General features: G+C 31.6%; 23 protein-coding genes. 16 read left to right on the forward strand and 7 right to left on the reverse strand.

Features of this window, described 5'->3' with window-relative positions:
* Nucleotides 1-9 precede the first annotated feature (9 nt).
* The 3 genes from N508_RS08535 to N508_RS08545 all read right to left on the reverse strand — a co-directional run bounded on the left by N508_RS08535 (nt 10) and on the right by N508_RS08545 (nt 2,400).
* The gene (locus N508_RS08535; protein WP_023275999.1) at nt 10-849 is read right to left on the reverse strand and encodes a toxin-antitoxin system YwqK family antitoxin; all 840 of its coding nucleotides are present in this window, start codon (nt 847-849) and stop codon (nt 10-12) included.
* A gap of 166 nt (nt 850-1,015) precedes the next feature.
* Complete coding sequence (locus tag N508_RS08540) at nt 1,016-1,912, reverse strand: IS3 family transposase (protein ID WP_155944386.1); 897 nt, start codon at nt 1,910-1,912, stop codon at nt 1,016-1,018.
* Entirely contained in the window at nt 1,843-2,400 is a 558-nt protein-coding gene (locus N508_RS08545) for a hypothetical protein (protein ID WP_023274985.1), read from the reverse strand. Before N508_RS08545 ends, N508_RS08540 begins: the two co-directional genes overlap by 70 nt.
* 415 nt (nt 2,401-2,815) lie before the next feature.
* On the opposite strand from N508_RS08545, the gene N508_RS08550 reads away from it, so the two are divergent.
* Nucleotides 2,816-4,414, forward strand: coding sequence for a 2Fe-2S iron-sulfur cluster-binding protein (locus tag N508_RS08550; protein ID WP_023276002.1), 1,599 nt, complete (start codon nt 2,816-2,818; stop codon nt 4,412-4,414).
* A gap of 16 nt (nt 4,415-4,430) precedes the next feature.
* Entirely contained in the window at nt 4,431-5,159 is a 729-nt protein-coding gene (locus tag N508_RS08555) for a Bax inhibitor-1/YccA family protein (protein WP_023276003.1), read from the forward strand.
* Nucleotides 5,160-5,272: 113 nt separating this feature from the next.
* Here the strand turns inward: N508_RS08555 and N508_RS08560 are convergent, their stop codons facing one another.
* The 3 genes from N508_RS08560 to N508_RS08570 are packed head-to-tail and all read right to left on the reverse strand — an operon-like array spanning nt 5,273 to nt 7,951.
* A complete protein-coding gene (locus tag N508_RS08560; RefSeq protein ID WP_023276004.1) occupies nt 5,273-6,298 on the reverse strand; it encodes a hypothetical protein in 1,026 nt (341 codons plus the stop codon).
* 32 nt (nt 6,299-6,330) lie between these two features.
* The gene (locus N508_RS08565) at nt 6,331-6,951 is read right to left on the reverse strand and encodes a tetratricopeptide repeat protein (RefSeq protein WP_023276005.1); all 621 of its coding nucleotides are present in this window, start codon (nt 6,949-6,951) and stop codon (nt 6,331-6,333) included.
* A 16-nt stretch (nt 6,952-6,967) separates the two neighbouring features.
* Nucleotides 6,968-7,951, reverse strand: coding sequence for a tetratricopeptide repeat protein (locus N508_RS08570; protein WP_023276006.1), 984 nt, complete (start codon nt 7,949-7,951; stop codon nt 6,968-6,970).
* 97 nt (nt 7,952-8,048) lie between these two features.
* Here N508_RS08570 and N508_RS08575 point away from each other — a divergent pair, with 97 nt between their 5' ends.
* The 3 genes from N508_RS08575 to N508_RS08585 are packed head-to-tail and all read left to right on the forward strand — an operon-like array spanning nt 8,049 to nt 9,584.
* Complete coding sequence (locus tag N508_RS08575; RefSeq protein WP_023276007.1) at nt 8,049-8,798, forward strand: hypothetical protein; 750 nt, start codon at nt 8,049-8,051, stop codon at nt 8,796-8,798.
* 1 nt (nt 8,799) lies between these two features.
* A complete protein-coding gene (locus N508_RS08580) occupies nt 8,800-9,090 on the forward strand; it encodes a hypothetical protein (RefSeq protein ID WP_023276008.1) in 291 nt (96 codons plus the stop codon).
* Between the two features lie 14 nt (nt 9,091-9,104).
* Nucleotides 9,105-9,584: a HyaD/HybD family hydrogenase maturation endopeptidase gene (locus N508_RS08585; protein WP_023276009.1), complete on the forward strand. Its 480-nt coding sequence runs from the start codon at nt 9,105-9,107 to the stop codon at nt 9,582-9,584.
* On the opposite strand, the gene N508_RS08590 is transcribed toward N508_RS08585, so the two are convergent.
* Nucleotides 9,581-10,315, reverse strand: a complete 735-nt coding sequence (locus N508_RS08590) for a lytic transglycosylase domain-containing protein (RefSeq protein ID WP_023276010.1) — start codon at nt 10,313-10,315, stop codon at nt 9,581-9,583. The two genes, N508_RS08585 and N508_RS08590, sit on opposite strands and share 4 nt — an antisense overlap.
* A 95-nt stretch (nt 10,316-10,410) precedes the next feature.
* Between N508_RS08590 and N508_RS08595 the strand changes: the two genes are divergently transcribed.
* The 11 genes from N508_RS08595 to extO all read left to right on the forward strand — a co-directional run bounded on the left by N508_RS08595 (nt 10,411) and on the right by extO (nt 24,990).
* Entirely contained in the window at nt 10,411-11,130 is a 720-nt protein-coding gene (locus N508_RS08595) for a tRNA1(Val) (adenine(37)-N6)-methyltransferase (RefSeq protein WP_023276011.1), read from the forward strand.
* Nucleotides 11,131-11,429: 299 nt separating this feature from the next.
* Nucleotides 11,430-12,248, forward strand: coding sequence for an IclR family transcriptional regulator (locus tag N508_RS08600; RefSeq protein WP_023276012.1), 819 nt, complete (start codon nt 11,430-11,432; stop codon nt 12,246-12,248).
* Between the two features lie 812 nt (nt 12,249-13,060).
* Complete coding sequence (gene fdnG, locus N508_RS08605; RefSeq protein WP_040636886.1) at nt 13,061-16,072, forward strand: formate dehydrogenase-N subunit alpha; 3,012 nt, start codon at nt 13,061-13,063, stop codon at nt 16,070-16,072.
* Between the two features lie 5 nt (nt 16,073-16,077).
* A complete protein-coding gene (locus tag N508_RS08610) occupies nt 16,078-16,926 on the forward strand; it encodes a formate dehydrogenase accessory protein FdhE (protein ID WP_023276014.1) in 849 nt (282 codons plus the stop codon).
* Nucleotides 16,926-18,089 carry an aminotransferase class V-fold PLP-dependent enzyme gene (locus N508_RS08615; RefSeq protein WP_023276015.1) on the forward strand — a complete coding sequence of 388 codons (1,164 nt, stop codon included), beginning with the start codon at nt 16,926-16,928 and terminating at the stop codon, nt 18,087-18,089. Before N508_RS08610 ends, N508_RS08615 begins: the two co-directional genes overlap by 1 nt.
* Nucleotides 18,090-18,103: 14 nt before the next feature.
* On the forward strand, nt 18,104-18,928 hold the full coding sequence (locus N508_RS08620) for a 4Fe-4S dicluster domain-containing protein (RefSeq protein WP_023276016.1): 825 nt from the start codon (nt 18,104-18,106) through the stop codon (nt 18,926-18,928).
* Nucleotides 18,921-19,553, forward strand: a complete 633-nt coding sequence (locus N508_RS08625) for a formate dehydrogenase subunit gamma (RefSeq protein WP_023276017.1) — start codon at nt 18,921-18,923, stop codon at nt 19,551-19,553. Before N508_RS08620 ends, N508_RS08625 begins: the two co-directional genes overlap by 8 nt.
* A 528-nt stretch (nt 19,554-20,081) precedes the next feature.
* Nucleotides 20,082-21,047, forward strand: a complete 966-nt coding sequence (locus N508_RS08630) for a lipid A deacylase LpxR family protein (protein ID WP_143815596.1) — start codon at nt 20,082-20,084, stop codon at nt 21,045-21,047.
* Nucleotides 21,048-21,564: 517 nt separating this feature from the next.
* Complete coding sequence (gene extJ, locus N508_RS08635; RefSeq protein ID WP_023276019.1) at nt 21,565-21,771, forward strand: selenite/tellurite reduction operon protein ExtJ; 207 nt, start codon at nt 21,565-21,567, stop codon at nt 21,769-21,771.
* Nucleotides 21,772-22,037: 266 nt separating this feature from the next.
* A complete protein-coding gene (gene extM / locus N508_RS08640) occupies nt 22,038-23,894 on the forward strand; it encodes a selenite/tellurite reduction operon c-type cytochrome ExtM (protein WP_023276020.1) in 1,857 nt (618 codons plus the stop codon).
* The gene (extO, locus tag N508_RS08645) at nt 23,848-24,990 is read left to right on the forward strand and encodes a selenite/tellurite reduction operon b-type cytochrome iron-sulfur cluster-binding subunit ExtO (RefSeq protein ID WP_023276021.1); all 1,143 of its coding nucleotides are present in this window, start codon (nt 23,848-23,850) and stop codon (nt 24,988-24,990) included. Before extM ends, extO begins: the two co-directional genes overlap by 47 nt.
* The last annotated feature ends 31 nt before the right edge of the window (nt 24,991-25,021 follow it).

The raw sequence follows: 25,021 nt of genomic DNA on the forward strand, positions 1-25,021 counted from the left end.
GAACATAATTTAGTAATATTCGCAGGTAACTTCTACTCCGTTTTCCCAATTTAGAAGTTCAGCTTTTGTCCATTTTCTACCGTTTCCACAAATACCGCTGACTGGTTTATCATCTTTATATGTTATTGTAGCCCATAATGCACCTTTTTCACTATATCGCTCAGTATTTCCATTCCTAAGACCATTTTTATAATGTCTTTCTTCCTGTAATGCTCCACTTTCAAAATAGTATCTTGCTATACCATCTATTATACTATTTTTAAATTTTGCTTCTAAGAATAAATTGCCATTATCATAGTAATATTCAGCTGTATTTTGTTCTAAATCAGTATACATATTTATATGATTTTTAATATAATGACTCATTGTTTTAAATTCATAATCTATTGAATATTGACTATCACTTGCATAGTGTGTGTATGTATCTACTTTACCGTTATTCACCTTACAAATACTTGTTAGTTTGCCATTTGTTTTATTGTTCTCTATTATATTTCCGTGAATTACTCCGTTAATAATATCAGCATAAACTTTTGAACTGTTTGTTTCAAAACATGCTGTTCCTGTTATATTATCTTTAATGGGTAAGAATGAAATATTTTCTCTATCTAATACAGGCAACATTTTATTTACAAGTATATCTAATGATGATAGCATCATAAAATAGGCTAATTCGTCTGCAAAGCTAGAAAAAGAAAGATTATCTTTTGTATATAAATTATCAATGATAATATCACATTTATAATTTTGTTTACTTTTATATATTTGATTTTCCGTGAGATTAGTATAAGTACAACCATTTATAATTGTAATTGTTATAAATGATAAAATAAATAAATAATTTCTCATTAATTCGCCTTATAAGATTTTGTTTTCAAAGATTAGCATAGTTATACTAATAAATCAAACAAAAATATTAGTTTTTTGCTAATGTTTATATAATACAGCTTTCACATTATAAGTCATTTTGAGCCTGATTTTTAGGCGAAGTATGAACTTACCCAAAAATTTTGAACTAAGCCACTAAATAAATTTCTTTTTCCTGTAAAGGTGTAAGTCCATTAGCTTTTATTCTGTAATTATTATAGAAATCAATATATTTTTCAAGTTCATATTTAAACTGTTCTATATTTTTGAATTTGTTAATATAAACCAATTCACATTTTAAAGTAGCAAAGAAACTTTCCATAACAGCATTATCATAGCAGTTGCCACGCCTTGACATACTCTGCTCTATATTATTTTCCTTTAATAACTTTCTAAATTGATTAGCCTGATATAATATACCCTGGTCTGAATGTATCATTAACCCTGTTGTATCTTTTGTTTTATCTATTGCCTGTTTTAAATTATCTATTACCATTTCTTCATTATTATATTTGCTTACACTGTATGCTGTTATTTCTCTGTTATACAAATCCATTATTGCTGATAAATACACCTTTTCATTATTAATTTTTATCTCTGCCACATCTGTTACCCATTTTAAACATGGTTTCTCACTTGTAAAGGCTCTGTTTAATTTATTGCTGCATATATGACTTACTCTGCCTTGTTTATACCTTTTCTTAACCCTGATTATTGATGAAATATTTAATTCCTTCATTAATTTTGCTACTGTCTTCCTGTCATAAGTATAACCCAGTTTCTCTAATGCCTTTGTTATTCTTGGATAGCCGTAAGTCTTGTTAGATTTTTCATATATTTCTAATATATATGCCTTGACTTCTGCATATTTATCTAATGCAGCAGGCTTTTTAACATTATAATAGTAAGTGCTTCTTTTCATATTACTCACAGACAACAGGATATCCAAACTGTAATACAGCCTTAATGCAGTTATTATTTGTGCTTTTTCTGTTGAACTCTCTGTTCCTTTGACTGCATTAAGGCTTCCAGCTTTTTTAAATATGCATTCTCCGCTGACTTGTAATAAAGCTCTTTTTCAAGCTCTGATATTCTCTCTTTTAATTGTCTTACTTCTTCACTATCATCTGATTTAGTGAGTTTAATATCAGTAGAGTTTGAGTGTTTACTCTTTTTACTGTTCGGGATATTCTTATCTGACATATTATCTCCAATAAACTTACTGCAAAACTTATTCCAGTCATATATTACTGATGCTGATGGTATATTAAAATATAGTGCTGTCTGCTCATAACTTAAATTATTTGATGCCTTATAAGTTAACACATTTAATTTAAAATCTCTACTATATTCATTGCGGGTAAAGCTATGATGTAAACTTGATTCGCCTGAATGCTTATATCTGTTATAGATATTACATATTACTCCTTTATGAATTTTACAGCATCTTGATAATTCACTGGCACTCATTATTCCATTTTCTATGACTGTTACTAGATATTTCTTAAACTCATAGCTGTATTTTCTTGCCATATACACTCCTTATATGGTTAGTACAACTTTTTCGGGTAAGTTCATTTAGATACTTCGCCTTTGGCTCAGTATGACTAGAATAGGGACAGGAAGTCCCGCTTGAAAGTAAGCGACTGGAGCATTTACTGCGACCAAGTGTGTTTTTTCAAATTCAAGGGTAGTGTTTTTTTGCGACACAAGGACTTTCCGAGCAAGTAGCGATGTAATTAAAAGTCCGTAGCTGGATAGAGTTTGAAAATAAAGTATATATTAAGATATTTCTCTATAAATCAAACTTAATATTATACAGCTTTCACAACACTTTATTTTTTATCCTAATTAATTATTGCATACATATATTATATAATATATAATCAAGACAAATATCATTTTAAATATTTTAATTAATAACTATATTTTTTGTTACGAGGGTAAGATGTTCTTTTCTAAAAAAAGTTATACTGTAAGTATACCAGACAGAAATATTGTTTTAGAAGCAAAATCAGGCACAAATCTGTATAAACTTCTAATTGATGAAAATCTTATAAACCCTACATTATGCAATGGTGCAGGTCAGTGCGGCAAATGTAAAATGCGTTATATCAGCCCAAATATTCCAAAACCTGTATATAAAGAAACACTGATACTTGCAAAAGTAAATATTGATGCTGGCTACCGCCTTGCATGCCAGCAGGTAATAAAAAAGAATATTGAAATAGATATAAGTGAAATATCATCATCTGCTAAATTTTTTAATACTGAAAATAAATCAGAAACTAAAAAAGATGAGACAGAAAATAATAATACAGTGGAAAATAATCAGAATTTAACAGCAGAAAATGCCAAGCTGCATGAAAAAATAGATGAAACGGTATCTATTAATGATTTCAGTCCAGAGCAGAGTTATAAAAGCTCTTTTGATATAAGAAAAGAAGAAGGACCTACTGACGGCATACTTCTTATTCAGCAAAGAAGCGGCATTAGATATTACTGCTATTCTGCAGCTATTGATAACATTGTATCTGAAGGCACCCATCCGTATAATGAGCCTTTAAGAGATATTATAGATAATGATATGCTGCCAGATTTTTTATATTCTGAGCTTAAAATAAGGGATATAGAAAGGGTTATGGTGCTGATTGATGGCAATGACAGCTACGGAGCAGAAACAAAAATGGATATGTTTAGGTATCTTAATTTTGAAATAGGCACACAGCAGTATGAAATGATTATGCCACGAGGCAGCAAAAGCTATGATATTGCACACTTTTTCAGGCTTTTAAATGCAGATAAGGCAAACCAGTTAATTTTTTCTCTTGATATGCTTAACCGCTGCCACTATGCAACACCAAAACTTTTTACTGATATGCACTTTCCATTTTTAAGAAATAATAATCTTGTAGCAGTAAAACCAAGGGGATTAAATCCTATTACATCTTTTAATGATAAATTAGAGCCTGCAGCTACCCAGAATAAAGAAAAAGATATTGACGGCATAACATTAACAGCACTTCTTCAGTTTGTAAAATTAATGATGAAACAAGGTATTATTAATAATAAATTTCAATTAAAACCTAGAAATGAGCTTTCAAAACAAAATGTGCCACTTGGCTTATCAGTAAGAGTATATGGTCAGGAAACTCCAGAAGGTTATTATATATACAGGGATAGATTTGCAGAAATTGTTATTACTCAAAATGAGCTTAATGAACTTTATCAAATAAGGTCATATATCCGCTCTGTAATAGACTACACAAGAGAGTGTATAGGTGTTGTAAACGGGCTTATTTTTTATACTACTCAAACCCATGATGATTTAATAAATTTAATGTTTGACTTAGAGTTTATACCAAAAGAATTTGCAAATAAAGTAATATACCGCCCCGGAGAAGCCACTGTGCAGGCAATTAAATTATTTAAGGAAAAAGATGTGCCTGCATTTTTACATGTCCATTTTAATAATATAAAAAGAATAGATTTACTTGAAGATGCAGACTTTCAAAAAGCTGCTGTATCAAATTTTTTAGAAGTATAAAAAAAGGAGTTTATTTATGAGTAACCCAGTATTTAGTGAAACTACATTTGAGAAAGCTGGTTACAGTCCTAATGCAGACCATATGACTGTAAACGGCTCAATTATGAAAACTTTTATTTTAGGACTTGTGTTTATCATGACAAGTTTTGCAGTTATCGCTTATGCACCTAATTTTTATGGCTCTATAAGGGAAGTAATTATAGTATCTGTCATAGCTGCTTTTGTTGTTGGAATGATTATATCTTTTAAGCCGACAACTGCACCAGTTTTATCTGTAGTATATGCAGTATTAGAAAGTATTTTTGTTACTGTGCTTTCAATACTTCTTAATCAGCAGTATAATGGTATTGTTTTTGAAGCAGTTACTTATACAATGATTGCATTTTTTACAATGCTTATTCTTTATAGAATAGGTGTAATTAAAGCGACAGAAACATTTAAATCAGTTATAATTACAGCAACTGCTGCAATAGCGGTATCATATCTTATTTTATTTATATGTTCATTTTTTGGTATCCGTCCATATTGGTTTTATGGCAATTCTTCATTAAGCATTGGTATTAATGCTGTTATAATAGTTGTGGCGGCTTTAAATTTAATTCTTGATTTTGATTTTATAGAAAAAGGCTCATCAATGCAGATGCCAAAATATATGGAATGGTATGCAGCTTTTGGATTAATTGTAACAATTATATGGCTTTATCTTGAAATATTAAGAATATTAAGCAAAATAAAAAGCAGATAATATTTATTTAATTAGGATATTTGTAAAATAAAATATCATATAAATAACCCAAATTGATAATTATATCAGTCTGGGTTATTTTTTACAAAATCATTTATAATATAAGTAATTACTTATGATATACTGTCTGCTATTTGTTTTGCACTGCCTATATCTAATGGTTTGTTATGATTTTTATAATATCTTGCTGATTCTTCCGGGTCTAAATGAAATTGGGCGATATTTTCAGGTGTTTTATCTATTTCCATAAATCTATCTAATAACTGCTGATACATATTATTTTTATATTCTTCACTTAAACTGTCGTCTGCCCACATTCTAGCATTTAATAAAATAATATCGGTTAAAGAATCTACTGATTTAATGTAATTTAAGCCTTCTTCATAATTCATATTTGCAGTAATATCAGTATAACACATTTCTTGTGATTTCTGCTCTGTCTGCATAAATCTTACAGCATCTTCTATTGTTACTTTTACATATTCTCCAGCATGTGCTGCAAAAGCTCTCATTGCAGCTATTTCATTATAGCCATTAGCATATAAATCATCTAAATTTGGATATTTATTTTCTATGTCTATTTGCATACTTTCTAACTGATGTAATAATGCCTTATTTTCAGGTAATACACCATCTTTATGTGGCAAATCTCCATTTATTCTTCCATTTAATAATGCAAGCATTTCTCCTTCTGTATAATCACTTGCTTTATCTGATTTCAAAATTTCATTTGTTGATTTTATTTCTTTTGCATCACTATTATTAGAGATTTGAGCAAGCTTTACTGCTTCTTCTGATATATTTATTTTATCCATATCAGAAGACTGATTTTCATTTTGAGATACTATTTTAGTGGAACTTTTCTCCACACTATTCACTGAATATAATGCATATAATGAATTTAAAGAATTTATTTCCATAATATACCACATAATGTATGATATATGTTTTGATACAGCAATGAATATGCCAATATTTTCTTTGTTGTTTATGTTAGGTTGTTTTATATCAGCTGTTTTCGCGGAGACTCCTGCGATATTTGCAAATATATCTAACACTGATGGTGTTTCTGTTATGACTGATGAAGATATGTCTAATGTATCTGCTATAATATAATAAATATATTGCGATGATGTCATACATAGCCTGTAAAGCGAAGTATCTATGGACTTTATTTACATGCTTCTTTATATCCTAATTTACATGCTTTATTAAGGTAGCTGTGTGCCATATCATGATTTTTCATAATACCATATCTGCCTGTATTTAAAAGGTATCCGATAGTATAGCAGCCTGAAGCATAGTCCATTTTGCATGATTTTTCAAAGAAACTGACTGCTTTACTTGTATCATGCGGCACTCCCCTGCTGTATAAATATAAAGCTCCAGCATAAAGGCATGATTCAGGATTTCCTGCATTACATTCTTTTGTAAGTATTTTATTTGATTTTCTGTAATATGCTTCTGACTGGTCAATATCTTCTGGTATAATTCTGCTTTCAGAATAAAGCTTTCCCATCATATAACATGCTCTACCGTTTCCTATTTCGCATGATATAATATAGTATCTTGCAGCTTTTACATGATCTATATGATGAGAAAGCCCCATATAATATATATTTGCAAGAATATAGCATGCTTCGCCGTTTTTTTCTCTGCATCCTTTTTCTGATAAAGCAAATGCTGTAATATAGTCTTTATTTTTATATGCAGAAATACCATCATCTTGATTATTTTTATTACATGCTGATATTAAAGAAAATAAGACAATAATTAAAATACACTTTTTCATTTTATCACCATGTATATTACTTTAAAGTGCAGGCGGCAGTAAAGCCCAGCTGGCATGCTTTATCATAATATCTTAAAGCAGAGCCTTCATTTTCTGCAACACCATAGCCAATAGAATACATATCCCCAAGCAGCTTGCAGCCATAAGGGTTATTAAAATCGCATGAAGAGAAAATATAATCGTAACTTTTTTCTTTATCTATTCTTGAAATTCTAGTGTATCGCTTATACATATTGCCAAGATATACACACAGATTAGATGCACCGCTTTTACACATTTTTTCTGACTGAGCAATAATATTTTTAGCATTATTAAGCTCTGTAAATTTGTAAGTATTATACATATCTATTAATTTCAAACAGCCTTCAGGATTATGGTTTGCACATGCTTTTTCATAGAAAGAAAATGCTTCTGTTTTATTATCCATATTATAAAAATAATAATCACCTGCAGCAGCACATCCTTTTCCATAACCCATAGAGCATGATTTTTTAATATAATTTAAGCCTTCTTCGTAAGGGTCATATATATAGTTGTTTAGATACATAAGACCAAGCTGCATACAGTCGCTGCTTTTATTATCCTGACAGTTTTTTAAAAAATCAGTAGAAGCCATTTGATAATATGTATCTCTTTTTTTATCATTTATATTTACAGCTCTGCCTTCATCATACATTTTACCAAGATATAAACATGATGCTGGGTATTTATTAACACACCCTTTTGCAAAAAGCCTTAATGCAGTGCTGTCGCTTTGGCTAGTATATTTTCCTTCAAGAGACATTATACCCAGCAGATTACAGCTTTCAAAATCTAAATTATCGCATTTTTTTTTGGCAATCATTAGTGCTGCAGATATATTGCCATTATCATAGGCAGATTGTGCACTGTTTAAATAGTATTCTGGGATATATAAATAGGCATCAGCACCTTTAAATTTGGCACAGCTTGAAACAAAAACAATAAAAAATATTAAAAATATAAAAATTTTACTTTTCATTTTTCCTACTTTTGGTTAAAGATATATAATAAGTGTATAATAAAAGATATAATTTATCAATTATAAAGATTGCTTTATAGAAATTTTTGAGGAGCTGATGAAAAAAATAATTGTAATGATTGTATTTGTTTTATTTTTTAATCCAATACAGTCATTTTGCAAGCCAATTTTTAATATTTTAGACAGTGAATGTATTGTATTTATTCAAGGCTCTAAACTTGCAAGCAATATCAGTGCGCCTTTAGAAGTATTTTTAAATACAGTAAATAAAGCTAATCTTCAAGTGTGGTATATTAAAAGCGACCAGTATTCTCGCATAAAATTTAATAATAATACATATTTAGAGCTTGATAATTATCCAGATAATGTATCAAATATCTTTTTGTATAAAAAAGGCAGGTCTTATTACAATGTGGATTTAAATGATGAGAATTTAGATGTAAAAGTAAATAAATACTTTGGAAGACAGGTATTTCCTGTATTTGATAAACGAAGTAAAATAATATATGAAAAAGAATATCAGGGTGCAATTTATATAGATTACAGTGAGCAGGAGATTTATGAACTTTCTAATGGATATCTTGATGAGCAGGAGTATGAAGTTTATATGCAGGCTCAAAGGCAGATGAAAAATAAATTAAGAACTAATATGCAGATATTAAAAATTCCATATAAAGAAGTTCAAGGAAATGTTAAAACTATTACATTTCCAAACAGATACAGTGTAGATTTAGAAGCTAAGGGCGGTAATGTAATATTATTTATTCAAGGCAGTGAGCCTTTTATTATGCCGCTTTCATCTATAGATATTACAACCTTAAATCAATTTTTCAGCAAGGGCAGATAGTATGGTATCTTTATTTAAAATGAGTAAATCAGTAAACCATTTTGTAAAAGCACATTGTAAAGATGGTGAAATAGTTACAGGGTTTGTTGTGTCTTATACAAGACCTGAAGATAATCCTAATGAAAGAACCGGCTATATAGAAGTTGATAAAAAAAGCCACTATATAGTTTTAAAACAGTATGAACTAGATATTCTTGAAGTCTATGATTCAACAGGCAGAGCTGTAAATACAGAGCCTGCTGCATTTGATAAGTTGAAATATTTTATGCTTGGTAGAGATATAAATAAATAACAAAAGGAGTTATAATGAAAAAAATTATTGTTATGGGAGTTGGCAACTATATATTATCTGATGAAGGTGTAGGTATACATGTTATAAAAGAGCTTGAAAAAATGCAGTGGCCTGAAAATGTAGAAATATACGACTGTGGAACTACTGGTATATTATCTTTTCATAAATTTGTAGAAGCAGATATTTTAATAGCAGTTGATGCGATAGCTTTAAAAGAAGAGCCCGGCACAATTAAAGTATATAATAAAGATGATATTATGCTGTCTCGTGTGCCAATGAAAATATCACCGCACCAGATAGGCTTTCAAGAAACACTTTTTCAGGCAGAGCTTCATTCCCATGCTCCAGAAGTTGTTACATTAATAGGTGTTGTGCCAGAATCTTATGCAGCAGGAACAGAACTTTCTGAATGTATTGCAGAAAAACTGCCCGAAATCATAGAAATAACTGCTCAATATATTAATAGATATATTGAAGAATATAAGGTATGCTAATTTTGAGCAATATATACAGCATTAACTGCCTTCTGCAGTTTACTATATTCTTTTAATACTTTATTGCTGTATGCTTTTGGCAGTCTGTTTTCTCTTTTTGCCCTAAACATATTAGCAGGTCCCATATTATAGGCAGCAAGAGCATATTCAAGATTGCCTTTTGTTTTGTTTAAAAGGTATTCCATATATGCAGTGCCAAGAGTAATATTTGTTTCTGTATCAAAAAGATTACTGTTTTCAGGCATACCCTGACCAGTTTTTTTATTAATATATCGTGCAGTATCTGGTAAAAGCTGCATTAGACCTTTTGCCCCTTTATGAGACTGAGCATAAGGATTAAAAGTGCTTTCAACCTGTATAAGTGCAATAATAAGCAGTGGGTCAAGGTTATGAAGTTTTGCCTGCTCTGTAATTATAGAAGCAAGCTCTATACGCTCTTTAGAGCTTAATCTTTTTGCAGAACACTGCCGTAGAGCATAGTCAGTCATAAGTATTGTTTGCTGGTCTGTAATAGTTTTGTTTTTCTCATATATTTCAAGAGAAAGATTGTTAAGACGCATAGTTTCCTGCATAAGTGAGATTTTATATTCGTCATTTTTTTTATCAATATATGGCGAAATAAGCATAGGCAGGACTGTTAAACAGCCAAGTATTACAGCTGTCAGATAAAATGGCGGAGTAATATGAAAGAAAAAATTTTCTAATTTTGATAAAAAGGATTTAATTTTCATAATCATATAAGTTAATATAAAATCATTTAGTGTCAAGTGAAAATGTGAAGTATTAGACTAATTTACACATTTTATATATTTTTTAAGGAGCAGCAGTGGAATATACATTTAACAGTATGATTTTTAATGATGTAACAATATGTCAGCTTAAAAATAATGGCTTTCGCTTTGGCTGTGATTCGCTTGTGTTAGCATGGTTTACTCATGCAAGGCAAAAGTGGCATATAGCGGATGCAGGCAGTGGAAGTGGTGTTATTGCTGCATTAATTGCAAAAGCATATAAATCAAAAGTAACTGCCATAGAAATGCAAAATGAAATGTTTGAATGCTTAAAGCAGACTGTATCATTATGCAATATGCATGATAAAATAACACTTGTTAATCAAGATATAAGGCAAATGAAAAAAGAAAAACTTTATGACGCAGTAGTATGCAACCCGCCATACAGACATGCAGGTACAGGCAGAACAGCTGAAAATGAAGTAGCAAATAAAGCACGCTTTACAATAACTATGAATATAGAAGATGTTGTAAAATTTGCAAAAGGCAGTTTAAAGCATAATGGCAGGCTGTTTTTTTCATACGATGCAGATATGCTTATAGAAGCACTGTATATATGTAAAATAAATAATTTACAGCCTAAAAGAATGTTATATCTGCATAAGGATATATCATCAAAAGCAAAACTGGTTTTTGTAGAATGTATTTTGGCAGGTGGCGAAGAACTGTGTATTGAGCCGCCACTTTTTCAGCAGGGAAAAGAAGATGAAACAAAAAGATATAATGACATATTTAAAGGAATATGGGAAAGTTAGAGAAAAATTTTAAAAAAATATTCTAATCAATTATAGACATGGCATTATAGAAAAGCAGGATTTAAATGAGAATGCAGTTATTTTGCAAAAAATAGATTTAATAAATAATGATTTTAAAACAACTTAAAATATTATTATATATTATGCAATATATTATATATTTATACTTCATATTTTTGGATAACTGCTTATGAAAAATTGTATATAAAAATATTTATTGCTTGACAAAAATCATATAATAAGACTAGTATATAATAAACCTAAAATATCGTTTTATAATTGTAAAAATGGGGGCTTATATGCGTGGGGAAAAAAATAAAATTAAAAGAGAAAAGTCTGAGTATGCTGTTCAGGCTGTAAGCAATGCAATAGATATTTTAGAGCTTTTAGGTAACTGCGAGCATGAGCTTTCCATGAGTGAAATAGTCTCTACATTAGAGCTTACAAAAAGCAATGTTAATAAACTTTTAGCTAATCTTGAAAGATATGGTTATGTGGAGCATAATAAATATACAGGCAACTTCCGTCTAGGTGTTAAAACATTTCAGATTTCGCAGGCATATATTAATAAGTTAAATTTAATAGATATTTCTCATCAGGTATTAACTGATTTAAAAAATAAATTAAATGAATCTACATATATAGGTGTTCTTCGTCATGGTAATGTGGTTTATTTAAATGTTATAGAAACAGATGAGCCTGTCAGAGTAATGCCAAGGATTGGTAATGTAGGTCCAGCTTATGCAACTGCTATTGGTAAGGCACAGCTTTCCACACTTGGTAATAAAGAGATTACAGCACTTTATGAAAATAAAGAGTTTAGAAAGTTAACTGATAAAACTATTTCTGATATAGATGCACTTTTAAAAGATATTTCAAATGTGAGAGAGTGCAGATATGCTCTTGATATAGAAGAATATGAAAATGATGTTCATTGTGTAGCTGCTCCAGTGCTTGATTTTATGGGTAAAGTAATTGCAGGTATTAGTGTATCTGGTCCAAAAGTCCGTATGAGTATGGAAAGAATAGAAAATGAAATAGCACCGCTTCTAATAGAAGCAGCTCAAATCTTATCAGGTAAGTTTGGATATATGGGGTATGATGCATCAGCAGAATAACCATAAAGCTGTAATATAAAAATTATAATTTTTTTAAACTTATGCCTTATAAAGAAAAAATACATTTATTTAGTGGCTTAGCCATAATTTTTGGGCAAATTCATGTTTTGTCACTGCATAGTCTTACTGAGCCTTTTAGGCGAAATATCTAAAAATGATATAATTTAAATATATTATACATTTCTGTAATTATATAATCTAGATTTTTCGCCTTTAAAAAATCAAGCTCAAAATGATTTATGGTATGCAAACCTGTATGACTGCAATACATAATTTTAGTAAGTCCAAAATAGTCATATATTAATATAAACAATAATACTTTTATCTAAAAAGTATCTGTTTTAAAATAAATGTTTTATTTAATTTAATTAAAATTCAATGTTATAAGATATAATTTTTAGTGAAAAAAGTTTTTTTATGTATTATATGTCTTAATATGAAATAAATATTCTTTCATACATCTTGAAAAATACTAATAAATTGTTAAAATGTGTAATATTGTCTGCTTTTTCTTGTATATTATAAAATATAACAATGTTTTATAATATTTAAAAAAATAAAAATATGTTTATAAATAAAAACGAAATTTATGGTATAATATATTGATAAATAAGCAGTTATAATGAAAGATATATATTTTTCTATATATAATGAGACTAATTTTATCTTGTAATAATAAAAAATATGTGATAATATAGAAATAAGGAAAAAGATTGTTTTTGAATATTTATACAGCAATCAGATTTTCTACCTTTATTGAAGTTAAATATGCTAAGCATTCTTTTATCCAAGTAATATTGGGAGGTGCTACTTTGAAAGTAAGCAGAAGAACATTACTTAAAACTACAGCTGCAGGAGCAGGTCTTTCACTGGCAGGCTTTGGTTTTAATATCCCATCTGTAAAAGCAGCAGTCAAAGGCTTTAAGCTTGATGATGCACAAGAATACACATCTATTTGTACATTCTGTGCCTGTGGATGCGGCATGGTTGGTTATGTTAAAAACGGAAAAATGATTAATCTGGAGGGTGACTCTGACCACATAGTTAATGAGGGCGGTCTTTGCAGTAAAGGTGCTTCAATGTCTGTAATACCAAACTCTGAAAACCGTAATTTAACTCCTAAATACAGAGCTCCAAAAAGCGACAAATGGGTTGATATTTCTTGGGATGAAGCTCTTGACAAAATCGCATCAAAAATTAAGCAGGTTCGTGATGATAACTGGATATCTCAGGAAACAGAAAATGGCAAAACTTATAATGTAAACAGGTGTGATGCTTTAAGTTTTGTTGGCGGAGCACAGGTGCATAATGAAGAATGCTATCTTATTGCTAAAATGACAAAAATGCTGGGTGTTGCTTTTTTAGAGCATCAGGCTCGTCTTTGTCACTCATCAACAGTGCCTGCATTATCAACAGCTTTTGGCAGAGGGGCTATGACAAATACATGGCAGGATTTAAAAAATGCTAAAGTTATTTTGATAGAAGGCTCTAATGCTGCTGAAAACCACCCAATGAGTGCTAAATGGATTATGAGAGCTAAAGACAAGGGTGCTGTTGTTATTCATGTAGACCCACGATATACTAGAACATCAAAATTAGCAGATATTCATGCTCAAATCCGTCCTGGAACAGATATTGCATTTCTTGGGGCAATTATTAACTATATTCTTGAAACAGAAAGCTATGATAAAGATTATCTTTTAACACATACAAATGCAGCAATGCTTGTTTCAAAAGATTATGATTTTAATGATGGCTTATTTTCAGGCTATAATGAAGCAACACATTCTTATGATAAGAAAAAATGGGCTTATCAGCTTGATGCTAATGGTAAACCTGTTGTTGATTCTCTTACTCATCCAGACAGTGTTATGATGAAAATGCGTGAGTTTTATAAACGCTATGATTTACAAACTGCTTCAAATATTACAGGTATTCCTGCAGAAGATATTAAAAAAATTGCAGAAGTTATGATAAATAACCGTCCTGGAACAGTTATGTATGCACTTGGTATGACTCAGCATACAGTTGGTGTTCAAAATATCCGCAGTTTTACAGTTATGCAGTTTTTACTTGGCAATGTGGGTAAACCGGGCACAGGTATTAATGCTCTTCGTGGTGAGCCAAATGTTCAAGGTTCTACAGATTTTGCTGTTTTATTTAACTACTATCCTGGTTATTTAAACACTCCAAACCACAGACAGCAGACTTTATATGACTGGACACAAAGTTCAGGAACTTTCCGTAGAAAGTTTATGGTAAATTTAATGAAATCATGGTTTGGTGAAAATGCAAATGCTGAAAATGATTTCTGCTATCCTCTTTTACCAAAAATAAATGCAGGGCAAAACTATTCTATATATAGGATTTTTGAAACAGCTTTAGAAAAGAAAATGAAATTCTTATATATTACAGGTCAAAATCCGCTTGTTACAAGCCCTAACTTAAATATTGTTCAAGCTGGTCTTGAAAATTTAGAAATGCTTGTTTGTGCTGACCCATTTGAAACAGAAACTTCATGTTTTTGGCAGAAAAGAGAAGGTGTAGACCCTAGCACAATAGATACAGAAGTTATTTTACTGCCTGCTGCATCATTTTTAGAAAAAGAAGGAACATTGATTAACTCAAGCCGTCTTGTTCAGTGGCGTTATGCTGGTTTAAAACCACTTGGTGATGCTAAACAAGATATAGAAATAATTGACCTGCTTTTCCAAAAAATCAGAGAAAAATATGCTGATTCAACAGAAGAAAAAGATAAAATCTTTAAACTTGTTAAATGGGATTATCCTGCTGATAACAGGTCTGATTCTGTATTAAAAGAAATTAACGGATATAATCATAAAACTGGTGAGCTTCTTAAAAGCATAGGCGAAATTCAGGCAGATGGTTCTACTTCAACTGGCTGCTGGGTATATGCAGGAATTTATGCAAACGGAGAAAACCAGACTTTAAGAAAAGATTTTCAAACAGACCCGGGCAATCTTGGTATATTCCCAAGATATGCATGGACATGGCCTGGCAATATCCATATTCTTTATAACAGAGCATCATGTGATAAAAATGGCAGACCTTATGATGAAAATAATAAACTTGTATGGTGGGATGAAAATGCTGGAAGATGGACAGGATATGATGTTCCTGATGTTCCATCAGCAGTAGACGGCCCTGATACAGCAAATGGTCAAAAACCTTTCCGTATGTCAGGTGAAGGTGTAGGGCGTATTTTTGGTGCTGTTTATGCGGACCCTGAAGCACAAGGATCTTTACCTCGTGATGTATCATATACTCCGGGTGATGGTCCGTTCCCTGAATTTTATGAGCCTGTAGAAAGTCCTACTAAAAATATTCTGCATGAAAATGTGGCATCTAACCCATGCTTGATTTATCCTAGGGTAAAAGGATTTCAAGAAATAGGCGATAAAAAAGATTTCCCTTATGTTCTTTGCACATCAGCAGTTTCTGAACACTGGTGTTCTGGTGCATATACAAGAAATGTGCCATGGCTTAATGAGCTTGTAAAAGAAACATTTATAGAAATGCCTGTCTCTTTAGCAGAAAAACTTGGTGTAAAAAATGGTGAAAAAGTTAAAGTTAATTCTGCAAGGGGTGAAGTGGTAGTTAAAGCAATGGTAACAAACCGTATCCATACATTAAATATTAATGGTGAGGAATGCACTGTTGTTTGGATGCCTTATAACTGGGGCTTTAAAGGATTAAGCAGTGCTGCAAGCACAAACCTTTTAACTATTGATGCAGGGGACCCAAATACCTGGATACAGGAAACTAAAGCATGCCTTGTTAATGTAGTAAAAGCAGGAGCATAGAAATAATGGGAAATGCATTAGAAGCAGTAGAAAAATGGGTGAAAAGCCATCCTTATTTAGAAGATATTGCTGCTTTAAATACTGTTTTTGAAAAAATGCTTGAAAACTGTGATACTTTAACGGAAGTGCATAATATGGATTCTATTAAAGAGCAGTTTATGTCAGGCACACCTTTATTTTTAACCGATATTGATTTTGGTATAGAAAATAAGGCTGGAGCAGTATTTTATACAATATGTAAAAACAATGATAAAAGCCTTACTGCTGAGCTTCCTGAAGAAGTGCAGAATTTTTTTGAAGCTGTAAAAGAGTTATCTCAAGATAAATGCAGCAGCATAATAAAAGCAGTTCTTGAAGATGATGACAAATTTCTTAATGAAATGGCAGAGAATTTAGGTGCTGCAAAAGAGCAGCTTGAATATTTTGCATGGGTATCAATAAGGAAAGCATTAAGTGGAATAAAGGCAGACATTGAAAAATTTATCAGTGATAATCTGTGGCAGAAAGGAATATGTCCTGTATGTGGTAAAATGGCATCTACTGCATTTTTTAAGCATACTAAAAGGGGCAGACAGCGTTTTCTGCACTGTGACCACTGTGGCACAGAATGGGTTTATAAAAGAATAGGCTGCCCATACTGTGAAAACATTGACCAGAAAAAGATGAGTATAAAAGACAGTGATGATGAACCTGATATGCGTATTGACTTATGCCATAAATGTAACAGTTACTTAAAAACATATATTGGCGAAGATAATAACAGTGCAGGTAAAGAAGGCTGGGCATCTATTCATCTTGACATATTAATGAAAGATACAGGCTTTGCTGCAAAAGGAAGCCTCGTGAAACCATAATGATATACTTAGATAATGCTGCGACAAGTTTTCCAAAGCCTTTTAATGTAGGCAGGAAAGTAATAGAAATACTTTCAGAAGGCACTGGCACACCAGGCAGAGGCAGCCATAACACAGCTGCAAAAGCATTAAATGGAGTGCAGGCAGTGAGAAAAGGTTTTATAGATTTTTTTAACCTGCTGGAAGATTTTCGCATAATATTTACTTACAGTGCAACAGATGCTTTAAATATGGCTTTAAAAGGTTTCCTAAATAAAGGCGACCATGTAGTCATAACATCAACAGAGCATAACTCTGTATCAAGACCTTTAAAGGCAATGGCAAGGGATGGTATCATAAGTTTAGATATAGCCCCTTGTGATAGATATGGTTATGTGATAATTGATGAATTTAAAAAACTTGTAACTGAGAAAACAAAACTTGCAGTAGTATGTCACAGCTCAAATGTAACTGGAGCTTTGCAGCCTGTGGAAACATTAGGGCAGATAGTCAGAGAAAAAGGCGGCTATTTGCTTTTAGATGCAGCCCAGACTGCAGGAATTGTGCCTATTGATATGCGCAATATGCCAGTAGATATGCTTGCAGCAGCAGGACATAAAAGCCTGTATGGACTGCAGGGAACAGGAATATTAGTGCTGGGAGAAAGAATATTTAAACTTCGTCCTTTTAGAGAGGGCGGCACAGGGTTTGATTCCAGTTCTGAATATCAGCCTGTAAACTGGCCTGAAGCCTTTGAAGCAGGCACTCATAATGTTCCAGGTATTATCTCTATGGGAGAAGGGCTGAAATTTATAAATGAAACGGGCATAAAAAATATAGCTGAAAGAGAGCTTTATCACATTGAAAGACTGTGGGAATATTTATCTCACTTTGATAATATAACACTTTATGGTCCAAAGCCTGATATGGCAAGGACTGCGGTGCTTTCTTTTAATGTGTCAGGGTGGGATGCAGAAGATGTTGGGGCAGTATTAAACCAAAACTATGATATACAGACAAGGTCTGGACTGCAATGCTCCCCTTTAACTCATCAGTTTTTAGGAACTTTTCCGCAAGGGACAGTAAGGCTTAGCCCGGGATATTTTACAACAGATAAAGATATTGATACATTTTGTAATGCAATACGCCGTATAGCACAGGTTGATGTGCCGGTGTATGAATAATTTAGGAGGATAATATGGCCGTAGAAATTGCTATGCTGCATGATGTGGAGAAATGCTCTGCATGCAGAGGCTGCTCAGTAGCCTGCAAACAGTGGAAAAACCTGCCTGCTGATAAAACCCCTTTTGATGGTGATTATCAGTCACATAAGGATTTAAGCAGTAAAACATACACTTTAATCCGTATGAAAGAAAATATGGTAAATGACAAAGTAAGATGGGATTTCCTTAAATTTCAGTGTATGCACTGTGGTATTGCGGGCTGCGTTCTTGGCTGCCCAACAAATGCACTTCAAAAAGAGGAAACAGGTATTGTTTCTCATGATATAGACAAATGCATAGGGTGCGGATATTGTGAAATAAACTGCACTTTTGGTGTGCCGCATGTAGATAAAGAAACTAAAAAATCTACTAAATGTAACTTATGTATAGACAGGGTTGCAAAATATATTGAAAACGGATATGACAGGAAATATATGCCATCATGTTCTAAAACATGCACAGCAGATGCTATACTTTTTGGCACTCGTGAAGAGATGGTGAAAATAGCTAATGAAAGACTTGCAGTATTAAAAGCAAAATATCCTGATGCATGCACATATAATGTAGAAACTGATAATTCTATAAAAGGCGGAGCGATGATGTATGTGCTTCCTTATAAACCATCTGTTTATGGTCTGCCTGATGAGCCTCAGCTTGCTCCAAGCTTAAATGTATGGAAAGATAAAATACAGCCTGCTGGCAAAGTATTAATAGGAGCTGCTGTTGTGGCAGTTGCTGGTGCTGCTATTGTAAATACTGTAACAGGCGGCTCAAAACATGGAGGAGATGACCATGAGTAATGAAAGATATATACAAAGATTTAGCAAATTTATTGTGATAGCACACTGGACTAATGCAATCAGTTTCATTATGCTTGTATTAACAGGGCTTCCATTATTTTTAGGAGTTAAAGTGCCTGAAATTCTTCAAATAGTGCATAGAGTTTTTGCTGTTACTTTTTTACTTCCAACACCTTTTATGATATTAATGGATAGAAAAGGCTTTTTGCAGTGGACTAAAAGTGCATTTAGCTGGAGTAAGCGTGATTTCCAATTTTTAGCAGTTTTTCCATTAGAATTAATTGGTAAAGCTAAAAATATTCCTAAACAGGATTATTTTAACGGCGGTCAAAAACTTAATTCTGTCCTTACTATTTTTGGTGCTGTTGTTATGGTTGTTACTGGCTTCATGATGTGGTTTAAAGAGCTGTTCCCAGTAGAGGTTGTAAGGTGGGCATACCCTGTGCATGATGCTGGCATGGCAATAATGGTTGCAGTCATTATCGGACATATTTATTTAAGTGTAGGTCATCCTGCAAGCCGTCCATCTTTTATGGGTATGACAAAAGGAGTTGTTCCTGAAAGCTATGCAAAAGCGCACCATGGCAGATGGTATGATGAATTAAAAGAGAAAAAAGAAATATAATTATTAAGAGCGGGTTAATACCCGCTCTTATATTATTTGTTACATTTGAAATATTCATATTATCACCTAACCAAATTTTATATTTTTTAAAAATTAAATGCAGCTAAATCTATAATAATTAGTGTGTTTTCATATTGTAACTATGTATATTGCTATAATAGTTTTACACTATTTATCAAGAATATTATTTCTGTATTACAAACCCCGACTGTTTTTAATCACTACTTTTATATTATAATTTTGCTGCTGAAAATATGAAAGTGAATCGGCATTACTTATTTCATATCTGAATAGATTATAAAACTATTTTTAAAATACAATACATTTATGAATAATTTGTATACTGTTTCAGCCTTTACAAATATAAAATATAATTTTACAATAAATGATTATATTAATTCAATAATATTAAGCTGGATTAATGCTATTTCACTTAATATATTTTAAAAAACTGTTTAATATTTATCTTATTTTTGAGTGTAAATTTTGTATAAAAAAGTAATTTCATATAATTTCAGCCTGTTTTTTATGTTAATTTTTTATGTCAGTGCAGAAGCATCAGAATTCATACCTTATAAAAAACATACTATCTATGGTATGTGGGAAAATGATAAAATAAGTTTTATACATACCGATAGAAATTATACAAATGGTATCCGCTTTGGATACACATCTAAAGAATATGATTATTTTACAGAAGATAATAAAATGAGCTGGGCAAAAAATGTATCCATTGTTAATTATAATAAACTGCACTTTACAAGATTTCATTTAAGTATAAATCAGGAAATGTATACACCAGACTATATAGGCACTTATGTGCCTGAAAATGAGCACCCATACGGAGGTTTTCTATATTTTAATGCGGGTATTTATAACAGAACTCCAAATACATTAGAGCATATAGGTATAAAAGTAGGTATTACAGGACCTTATGCACTGGGGGAAGAAGCCCAGTCATTTATACATATAATGTTTGATAAGGGTCTTTTTTATGGCTGGGATAACCAGATAGGCACAGAATTTATCATAAATCCATATTACCAGTGGACAGGCAGAGCATATATATTTAAAACTGATTATTTTTCAATGGATTTTTTAGGCACTTTGGATGTGGCTCTTGGAAATGCAGATACTCATATAGGGGCTTACGGCACATTTCGGATAGGGTATAATTTAGATAATGATTTTGGAGTGCAGAAAATTAATGCTTTAACAGATGCAGCACCAGTGCACAGCGATAAATTATCTGTATATATTTTTGCAGGTGGCGGACCAAGAGTTGTGCTTTATAATCTTTTTGTATCAGGTAATAACAGCACAAGTGATTTTGGATATAATACTAATATATTAAGGTGGGATGCTGCCTGTGGTATTGTGGTATCATATTATGGTATAAGGGCAGGTTATATATGGACAGTCTATACAAAGGAATATACTACTCAGCCCTACGGACATACTTATGGAAACTTATTTATAGAAATCGCTTTTTAAAAGCATTGTGTATCAGTCTTTGTGCCTGATTTTAAAGGCGAAAAATCTAAATTATTTCTTATTACATCAGTATATAATATATTTTAATTATATGTGTTTTTAGATACTTGGCCTTATCACTTTCAATATGATATTAATAAATTTGATAAAATTATAAAAACTATAATATAACACTATTATAAATAATACTGAATTAAGTTTTTAATTGATATAAAAATAGTAGGATTTATAAAATTAAAAGTCATAGTTAAAGGGTAGAATATATCTATAATAATGCAAATATTTCTTGATATATATAGTAAAAAGCTATGATTAAGGAATTATAATAATGTATTATTTTATATTGATTTTTATTTCAAAAAAGAATAAGTTAAATAAAATGATAGATGGTCTACAACATTTATCCACTTTCTACATTATCAAGACTTTAATACAGTAGAAGTTTATATGCAGTTTATGTTCTAATCAGCTAAAAATATAAGGAGTAGATGCTCCATAAAATATGATGAGGTGAATTATGAAAAAAATCGCACTTGTAGTATTAGCAACATTTGCAGCTGCCAGCTTTGCTTTCGCAGCTCCACAATCAGGAACAGTAGTTTCTGTAGATGGTGACAAAGTTACTATTGAAGTAAAAGGTAACAAATTTAAAGCTGGTGATGCAGTTTCTGTTGATGCAGAAAAAGCAAAAAAAGCTAAAAAACCAAGAGTGTCTGGCTGCTAGTTTGCAGTAGTTTTAGATGTTTATATTTTAGGGGGAAGCAGCGCTTCCCCTTAGAAATATTATACTTTGCAGTTTATTTTAATAAGTAATTAATATCAAGTTTTAAAATAATGTTTATTCATTCAAAAATTAAATTTAAAGTCTTTAAAATTATACTCTTTCTTACATCTATATTTATATTATAGTAAAAAATACTATTGCTTAATAAATGGTTGTAAAATGATAATTTTTAATGAAAAAAATATAAATTAGTAGTATTATTAATTATGAAAAAAATAGTGTTTTTAATATTAATGCTGCTGTTTGTTTTTGCAGTTGTTTATTATTTTTTTATTGATAATAATAAAGAAATATCGTCATGTATATCATGCCATGATGGCATAGAAACTGTTTCATCATCCCATCTTGATTTATCCTGCACAGACTGCCATGGTGGCAGTTCTTTAACCATGGATAAAGATAATGCCCATAAAAATATGTATGGAAGAAATAATCCGTCAGACCCGTCTGTATGGATGCAGACTTGCGGCAGATGCCATGAATATGAAGTAAAAAGAGCATCATCTTCTTTAATGCTTACAAATACTGGTATTATAAAAAATACCCTTGCTGCATGGGGTGAAGAAAATGGCAGGCTTTATTCTCAAAATAATAATGATAAAGCATACGATAAACACGGAAATATTATCACAATAGATAATATTTCAGAATATGATACAATTTCTGCAGATATGTATAGAAAATTCTGTTCTGCATGCCATGTTGGTCAGGCAGCAGATATGGGGTATCAAGGAGTTCATTCATCAGGCTGCTCCGCATGCCATTTTCCTTATGGGGATTTTGGAGAATATTCTGGAAATGATAAATCAATGCAGGGAAAAAGCATACATTCTGTTACTCATGAAATGAAAACTCTGCCAGATGATACAGTATGCCTTGCATGCCACAATAGAAGCGGCAGAATTGCCTTATCTTATAAAGGAGAGTATGATGGTAATAATGCACTTGTGCCGTTAAAAGATGGTATTCCAGGACCAAACCTTACAAGCGGTTTAAGAAACACCCGTCATTTCCAAGATGATATTCACCATGCAAAAGGTATGGAATGTATAGACTGCCATACAACTATGGAAATAATGGGGGACGGATATTATTATGAAAATATGTATGAGCAGATAGAAGTAAGCTGTGAAAGCTGCCACGGCTCTTATACTGAAAAACCAGAAACTGCCCCTGCTGTTAAAGAAAATATGGTGCCTTATTTAAAAGGCACATCATATATTGATAAAATAGAATACGGCAGCAGTATGGTGCTTACAGATAAAGGCAGACCTTATTCTAATGTATATGAAAAAGATAATAAAATAATATTAATGAGTAAAAGAACAGGTAAAGAAAGAGAAGTAAAAGTAATTACAGGAACTATGGAGCATAATATTGCAGGACACAGTAGAATGGAATGTTATACATGCCATTCTGCTAATGTGATACAGTGCTATGGCTGCCATGTGGAATATAATGAAACTAAAACTATGTATGACTTTGTTAAAAATAAAGAAACAGTTGGACAGTTTGTAGAAACAGAAGATTTAAGAACATTTTATCCGTTTCCTTTAGCCTTTAACCAGAAAGGAAAAATAGCCCCTGTTACTCCCGGCTGTCAGACATTTTTAACACATATTGATAAAAACGGCAATATTGTATCAAATGATAAAATGGTAGATTTCAGGGGAAAACCACAGATGAAATATGCTCCATTTTATGGTCATAATACAGGTAGAAAAGCAGTCCAATGTGAAAACTGCCACTCTACACTGTTTTTCTATGGATTTGGTGACGGGCTGTTTTCAGCTCAAGATGACACTTTAACATCAGCTGTAAGGTGTGATAACTGCCCAGTGCCGCTAAATTCTATATATGCAGTGGAAAATGGTAAGTTTAAATCAAAATCAGATATTGTGCGTTCTGGCTCAAGCCCATTAAGCAGAAATGAAATAGTAAAGGCAGTAGATGTAATGAAGTGCATTGTATGCCACAGTGAAAAAGACAGTAAATATTATCAGCAGGATATAGATTATGAAAAAATACTTAATGATGATGTTCATAAGCCTTTTATTCGCTAGTGCAGTTTATGCAGAGCATCCAGAATATAACAAAAAACAGGTATGTTTAGACTGTCATACAGAATGCAGTATTGATGATATAGTGATGACTGGTAAAAATAAAGAAAAAGCCTTTATAGATAAAACTTTTCGCCAGTTTGATGAGGAGTTTGGTGAAAAACACTGCTATAATTCATGCCATATATCTAAATGCGAAGACTGCCATAAAGGAAGCGGTAAAAATATATCAAAACCTAAAATTGATGACTGCCTTACATGCCATAAAGATACATATACAGGGATAGAATATACAGGGCTTGGAATAAGGGAAGACCATGAAAGATATAAAAGAGGTATACAAAAAGATGGCGAATACTATTTAAAAATGCTGACCGATGTTCATTATGAAGCAGGCATGCAGTGTATAGACTGCCATTCAAAAAATAATATACAGGGCAGTGAAAAAGCAAAAGACTGCCTTTCCTGCCATACTTATGATATAAGCATTATAGAGCACAGCATAAAAGGTCATGATAAAGTTGCTTGTATTTCATGCCATGCAGCTTATTCCCCTATGGAGCTTGGTACATTTTATTTAAGGTTTAGAGAAAGCTCATATTCTGAATTTGTAAAAGAGCTGCCACAGATAAGCGAAGAATATTTTAAAAGCAGCTTTATGCGTGTAAATGAAAGACCGCCGCTTGTGATAGATAATGATACTGGAAAATATATGCCTGCAAAACCGTCTAAAATTATATTTACTACAAATACATATAAAGATTTAGTTACAGGTCAGGAAAATAATATGATTGCAAACAGATGGAAAGTAACTTATCCACATACTGTCCGAAAAGAAACTGTTTTATGCTCATCATGTCATGATAAAGAAAGAGCATTCTTGTTAGAAAGTGATGAAAATAGAATATTATACCCAGATAAAGACGGACTTGCTGTAAAATCATTTTATAATAGTTCTGGTTTTTCAATAGATAATGCCCGATTTGTTACAAGAAAAGAATATGAAGAAAAAATAAATATTAAATCAAAAAAATATTTGCAGAAATATTTTGAAAAATTAGACCAGTTAAAAGCACTGATTAATAAAACAGTGCCTTAAAAGAAATAGTGAGAGCCTGTGAAACAAAGTC

It is taken from the genome of Mucispirillum schaedleri ASF457, from assembly GCF_000487995.2.
GTDB lineage: Bacteria > Chrysiogenota > Deferribacteres > Deferribacterales > Mucispirillaceae > Mucispirillum > Mucispirillum schaedleri.

Excerpts from the sequence above, each read along its gene's own strand:
- N508_RS08535 (WP_023275999.1), bottom strand. The coding sequence starts at position 849 with ATGAGAAATTATTTATTTATTTTATCATTTATAACAATTACAATTATA.
- N508_RS08545 (WP_023274985.1), bottom strand. The coding sequence starts at position 2,400 with ATGGCAAGAAAATACAGCTATGAGTTTAAGAAATATCTAGTAACAGTC.
- N508_RS08550 (WP_023276002.1), top strand. The coding sequence starts at position 2,816 with ATGTTCTTTTCTAAAAAAAGTTATACTGTAAGTATACCAGACAGAAAT.
- N508_RS08555 (WP_023276003.1), top strand. The coding sequence starts at position 4,431 with ATGAGTAACCCAGTATTTAGTGAAACTACATTTGAGAAAGCTGGTTAC.
- N508_RS08560 (WP_023276004.1), bottom strand. The coding sequence starts at position 6,298 with ATGACATCATCGCAATATATTTATTATATTATAGCAGATACATTAGAC.
- N508_RS08565 (WP_023276005.1), bottom strand. The coding sequence starts at position 6,951 with ATGAAAAAGTGTATTTTAATTATTGTCTTATTTTCTTTAATATCAGCA.
- N508_RS08570 (WP_023276006.1), bottom strand. The coding sequence starts at position 7,951 with ATGAAAAGTAAAATTTTTATATTTTTAATATTTTTTATTGTTTTTGTT.
- N508_RS08575 (WP_023276007.1), top strand. The coding sequence starts at position 8,049 with ATGAAAAAAATAATTGTAATGATTGTATTTGTTTTATTTTTTAATCCA.
- N508_RS08580 (WP_023276008.1), top strand. The coding sequence starts at position 8,800 with ATGGTATCTTTATTTAAAATGAGTAAATCAGTAAACCATTTTGTAAAA.
- N508_RS08585 (WP_023276009.1), top strand. The coding sequence starts at position 9,105 with ATGAAAAAAATTATTGTTATGGGAGTTGGCAACTATATATTATCTGAT.
- N508_RS08590 (WP_023276010.1), bottom strand. The coding sequence starts at position 10,315 with ATGAAAATTAAATCCTTTTTATCAAAATTAGAAAATTTTTTCTTTCAT.
- N508_RS08600 (WP_023276012.1), top strand. The coding sequence starts at position 11,430 with ATGCGTGGGGAAAAAAATAAAATTAAAAGAGAAAAGTCTGAGTATGCT.
- N508_RS08610 (WP_023276014.1), top strand. The coding sequence starts at position 16,078 with ATGGGAAATGCATTAGAAGCAGTAGAAAAATGGGTGAAAAGCCATCCT.
- N508_RS08615 (WP_023276015.1), top strand. The coding sequence starts at position 16,926 with ATGATATACTTAGATAATGCTGCGACAAGTTTTCCAAAGCCTTTTAAT.
- N508_RS08620 (WP_023276016.1), top strand. The coding sequence starts at position 18,104 with ATGGCCGTAGAAATTGCTATGCTGCATGATGTGGAGAAATGCTCTGCA.
- N508_RS08625 (WP_023276017.1), top strand. The coding sequence starts at position 18,921 with ATGAGTAATGAAAGATATATACAAAGATTTAGCAAATTTATTGTGATA.
- N508_RS08630 (WP_143815596.1), top strand. The coding sequence starts at position 20,082 with ATGTTAATTTTTTATGTCAGTGCAGAAGCATCAGAATTCATACCTTAT.
- extJ (WP_023276019.1), top strand. The coding sequence starts at position 21,565 with ATGAAAAAAATCGCACTTGTAGTATTAGCAACATTTGCAGCTGCCAGC.
- extM (WP_023276020.1), top strand. The coding sequence starts at position 22,038 with ATGAAAAAAATAGTGTTTTTAATATTAATGCTGCTGTTTGTTTTTGCA.
- extO (WP_023276021.1), top strand. The coding sequence starts at position 23,848 with ATGAAAAAATACTTAATGATGATGTTCATAAGCCTTTTATTCGCTAGT.